The following is a 4,518-nucleotide window of genomic DNA, read 5'->3' as shown; positions in this document are numbered from 1 at the left end:
TCCTGGGGCCCCGGTGGCGCGCTAGGCAGGCCGGCGTGGTCTCGCCGCTCACCCTGCACTATCGCGACATCCTGGGGCCCCGGTGGCGCGCTAGGCAGGCCGGCGTGGTCTCGCCGCTCACCCTCTACGACAACCTCCTGAAGCCGCCGGAGCAGGCCGCGATCTGGGCGTTCCTCAACCGGCCGGGCTGGGCGCACGGCGGGTACTCGGCCGATGGGTCGGAGGCCGACCGCTATTTCTACAAGCACTATGCGGGCTATCCGCGCGACGGGGGCGAGCCGCTGAGCGACGGCCAGATCGAGGACCAGCTCGCCGAGAGCGCCCCGATCCTGGCCCAGCTATGGGGCCTGCTGAAGGGCGGACCGCTGAAGGGCCACGCGCTCACCCGCTGCTACGCCAACGCCATGCAGGGCGGCACGGAGGGCGGGCTGCACCTGGATTCCACCGTCGAGGACCATATGACGGCGATCTACTACGCCCACCCCGAATGGACCCCCGACCAGGCCGGCGAGACCCTGCTGTTCAACACCGCGGGCGACGAGGTGGTGGCCGCGATCTATCCCCGGCCCAATCGGCTGGCGGTGTTCCCCGGGACCATTCCGCATGTGGCGCGGCCGATGTCGCGGCGCGCCAGCGGCCTGCGGATCACCCTGATGTTCAAGACCCGTCCGGCCGGCGAGCCCCGGGATCCGGCCGCGCCAGCCTAGCGGGCCGCGTATCGGCAATATTTCGGGGCGGTACGCCGGACGGTTGCGGATCGGACGCAAAGTTCGCGTATCATGCGAATATGGTGAGCAAGCTTGACCACAGATCCGACGGGACCGAGGCTCCCCCGACCACCGCCTCGGTCACCTACCACCTGCCGGCCGAGGGGCTGCGCGAGGCGATCACCACCTACTACTTGGTCAAGGTGACGGGGCCGGGGACGGTGCGCGACCAGATCTTCCCGGAATGGCCGAACTTCCGGCTGATCCTCACCGGCCAATGGGAGGCGACGTTCCCGGATGTCGACGCCGAGCCGGTGCCCACCGACGGGGTGACGGGCGCGCTGGAGCGGGCGGTCTGGGTTTCGGGCAACGCCGGGCTGATGGTCGGCGTCGGCCTGATGCCGCAGGGCTGGCCGCGCTTCACGACGCTGCCGGCCGAGGCCTTCACCAACCGCATGCGCCCGCTCGGCGACGCGATCGGCCCGGTGGCCGACGAACTGCGCGCGCGGCTCATCGCGGCGGCCCCGGACGGGGACGAGGCGCTGTTCGCGGTGCTCGACGAGGTGTTGGCGAGGCTGATGACGCCGGCTCCGGAAGCCATACTGGTGGCCAAGGCCCACGCCGCCCTGCAGGACCCCGCCGTGCAGACGGTTGCCGACTGGGCCGAGAGCTTCGAACTGTCCTCGCGCCAGCTCGAGCGGTTCTCGCGGCGCTATTTCGGCCTGCCGCCGAAGCGGCTGCTGCGCCGCCAGCGGCTCTTGCGGACGCTGGCGGCGATGCGCGAGGCGAACGAGGGGACCTGGACCCAGTTCCTGGACTCCCAGTTCACCGACCAGGCGCACTTCATCCATGAGTTCAACTACTACATGGGCATGTCGCCCAGCGCCTACCTGGCCCGCACCCAGCCGTTCATGGCCGAGGCCTGGAAGCGGCGGATGGCCCTGCTCGGCGCGCCGGTCCAGGTGCTGCAGCCGGCGGCGAAGGCCCGATGACGCGGGCGTGATCGATTCACCTGCGCCGTGTCGCGTCTTTACAATTTTCCGTCGTGCGAACCCGGTTCACTGACCTCGCTATTTGGTTGGATGTGGGTGGAAGATGAGCGACGGCGTTGATGTGGTGGTTGGGCGCAGGCTGAAGGCGCGGCGCAGGCTGTTGGGGATCACGCAGAAGGGCCTCGGCGGCCGCTGCGGGGTCACCTTCCAGCAGATCCAGAAGTACGAGTGCGCGGTGAGCCGGCTGTCGGCGCAGATGCTCTGGCGGCTGGCCTGCGCGCTGGACGTGGAGATCAGCTACTTCTTCTCCGGCCTGACGCGCGAGGGCGCCACGGAGCAGGAGCGCGGGATCAACGGCCCGCGCGGCGCGAGCCAGGGCTTCTAGGCGCGGCTTCCCCCGAAGGCGCCCAAGGCCTAGGCTTGGGCCATGGCCGTCGCCTTCACCCGCGAGGAAGACTACGAATCCCAGGCGGCGGACCTGCCGGACCGGCCGGTCTCGGCGCATCCGAACCTGGTGACGGCCTCCGGGCTGGCGGCCATCGAGGCTGAGCTCGCCTCGGCGCGCGCGGCCTATTCCGGGGCCCAGGCCGAGGGCGGGGTCAGCGCCGACCGCACCGCCATGGCCAGGGCCACCCGCGACCTGCGCTACTGGTCGGCGCGGCGGGCCAGCGCCCAGCTCACCGAACCGCAAGCCGAGCCTGACAAGGTGCAGTTCGGCCGGACGGTGGAGTTCGAGCGCGAGGACGGACGGCGCCAGACCTTCCGCATCGTGGGCGAGGACGAGGCCGATCCGGCCAAGGGCAGCGTCTCCTACGCCTCGCCCCTGGCCGCGGCGCTGCTGGGCAAGTCGGTGGGCGACGTGGCGCTGGTGAACGGCGGGGAGGTCGAGGTCGTCGCGGTCCGCTGAGGCGGTGCGGCCGTTGACAGCCGCGGTGGCGGCGCCCACGGTCCAGCCATGAACGGCTTGGTTGCGAACGGTAAAATGTGGGCCTCGCCCCTTTTTCAGCCGTTCAAGCCGGTCCGTCGCGATGGCGCGACGATCCGTTTTCATGAGCTCGATGGCCTCAGGGGCTGGGCGGCGCTGAGCGTTGTGGTCTTCCACTTCTATTGGGAGACCTTCGGGGTGGTCATGCCTGGGCTCCGGAACCTGGCGAGCGCCTTCTTCCTGGACGGAAGCCTGGCGGTGTCGCTGTTCTTCGTGCTGTCCGGCGAGGCGCTCAGCGCGGGCTATTTCGCGGGCAAGGGCGAGGCGGCCGTCGTCCGGCTCGCGGTCAAGCGCTATACGCGGCTGACGATCCCGATCGCGGCGACCTGCCTGATCGTCTTGGCGCTCAGCCGGCTTCAGCTGGTCCACAACGCCGAGGCGGCGCGGATCGTGCATCGGGAGGACTGGCTGGGGACGTTCCTGCAGGTCCCGCAGTCGGCCGGCGACTACGTCCGATACGCGCTGCTCGGCGTCTATGGCGATGCCGATCCGCGCGCCGCGGTCGATCCGTTCCTCTGGACGATGCGCTACGAGATGGCCGGGTCGGTGCTGGTGTTCATCGTTTTGCTGGCCTTCCGGCGCCTGTGGGCGCCCTGGCTGATCCTGCTGGGCCTGGCGCTGCTGCTGACCGCGCATCCCGGCCGGGCCTATCTGGCGTGCTTCCTCTTCGGGATCGCGTTTTCCGCCGCCCGGGCGAGCGGCGTCTTCGCCCGGATCCAGGACGCCCGCGGCTCGGGCCTGCTGAGCGGCGGCGCCCTCATCGTCCTGGGCGGCCTCGACGGCTGGGCGAACCTCTCCGGGTTCGCCGCCAATCCGGTGCTGTTCACGGTCCCGATCCTGTTCGCCGTATCCTGCAACCGCCGCCTTTGTGACGCGCTCAGCTCGCGGCCGTCCCGCTTCCTGGGGCGGCTGTCGTTTCCGATCTACCTCATGCAGTTCCCGGTCCTGGTGTCGTTCACCTCCGGCGCGATCGTCTACGCCCAGGCGCGCGGCGGCCTGACCACGGCCGGCGTGTGGATCATCGCGACGCTCTCGCTGAGCCTTTGCCTGCTGGCCGCGGTGGCGTTCCTGCCGGTGGAGACCCTGGAGCGGTGGGTGGGCGAGCGGCTGATCGGCCTATTGCCCGCCCGGGCCAGGGCCCTGCCCTGAGCGCGCCTTGCGGCGTCGCCGCCCGCGGCCCGGCAGGTTCGGATAGACCGGGACATTGCGGTAGGCGGCGTTGAAGTCGGGCAACCGGCGGCGCGCGAAGCGCTGTTCGAGGAAGGCGCAGGCCAGGGCAGCGAAGATCACCACCGCCAGGGGGTTGATCCCCAGCGAGCGGACGATGTGCAGAACTTCGAACAACGGGCCCATGGGCGTCTACTCGGATCTCAAGACTGCCAGCTTAAGCGGCTCATGCCTAAGGGGTCGTGAAGCAAGTTGGCTAACGCTGTCAAAGAGTTGTCCGCAGGCCTGCGCAAGGGGCGGAACGCCCGCGGAAACCGGTCGCACAGGCGCGGGATGGTGAATGTTTTCCGACCCCCGCGCAGCCTTGGGGCGATTGGAGCCCCCGACGCTCGGACAGGGATGGCCGGGGGCTCCGCCGGCGAGCCGCTGGGGCCCGCGGACGCTCTCCCGCGGCAAGGCACGCAGCCGCACAAGAACGCCGCCGCTCATGGCCGGTCGCAGGTGACCGGAAGATGAACCATGGCAGCGCTTGCTGAGGTCTAGGTCGGAGGTTCGGCGGCGTCGGGCGCGGGCGCCGGCTGGTCGGGGACGGTGGCCGATGCGTCGGCGGCGGGCGAGGCCTCCGGCGCGGGGGCCGCGCCCGGAACGGGGGCGTCCGGCAGGGCGG

6 protein-coding genes are annotated in these 4,518 nt (G+C 70.6%); 5 read left to right on the top strand and 1 reads right to left on the bottom strand.

Annotated elements, in window-relative coordinates:
- The 5 genes from ACESMY_RS23460 to ACESMY_RS23440 all read left to right on the top strand — a co-directional run.
- Window positions 1-707: 2OG-Fe(II) oxygenase (locus ACESMY_RS23460; protein WP_372787060.1), on the top strand; the 707-nt coding region annotated here is incomplete at its 5' end.
- Between the two features lie 83 nt (window positions 708-790).
- The gene (locus ACESMY_RS23455) at window positions 791-1,699 is read left to right on the top strand and encodes a helix-turn-helix domain-containing protein (protein WP_372787059.1); all 909 of its coding nucleotides are present in this window, start codon (window positions 791-793) and stop codon (window positions 1,697-1,699) included.
- Window positions 1,700-1,802: 103 nt separating this feature from the next.
- Window positions 1,803-2,084, top strand: a complete 282-nt coding sequence (locus ACESMY_RS23450) for a helix-turn-helix domain-containing protein (RefSeq protein WP_372787058.1) — start codon at window positions 1,803-1,805, stop codon at window positions 2,082-2,084.
- A 42-nt stretch (window positions 2,085-2,126) separates the two neighbouring features.
- A complete protein-coding gene (gene greA, locus ACESMY_RS23445) occupies window positions 2,127-2,606 on the top strand; it encodes a transcription elongation factor GreA (RefSeq protein WP_372787057.1) in 480 nt (159 codons plus the stop codon).
- 75 nt (window positions 2,607-2,681) lie between these two features.
- Window positions 2,682-3,833 (top strand): acyltransferase family protein, encoded by a 1,152-nt coding sequence (locus tag ACESMY_RS23440; protein ID WP_372787056.1) that lies wholly within the window; start codon window positions 2,682-2,684, stop codon window positions 3,831-3,833.
- Here the strand turns inward: ACESMY_RS23440 and ACESMY_RS23435 are convergent.
- Window positions 3,801-4,037, bottom strand: coding sequence for a hypothetical protein (locus ACESMY_RS23435; protein WP_372787055.1), 237 nt, complete (start codon window positions 4,035-4,037; stop codon window positions 3,801-3,803). The two genes, ACESMY_RS23440 and ACESMY_RS23435, sit on opposite strands and share 33 nt — an antisense overlap.
- Window positions 4,038-4,518: the final 481 nt, after the last annotated feature.

The organism is Phenylobacterium sp. (assembly GCF_041691455.1).
GTDB lineage: Bacteria > Pseudomonadota > Alphaproteobacteria > Caulobacterales > Caulobacteraceae > Phenylobacterium.
Note: the sequence above shows the minus strand (reverse complement) of the source record. Positions and strands in the feature narration are given on the sequence as shown.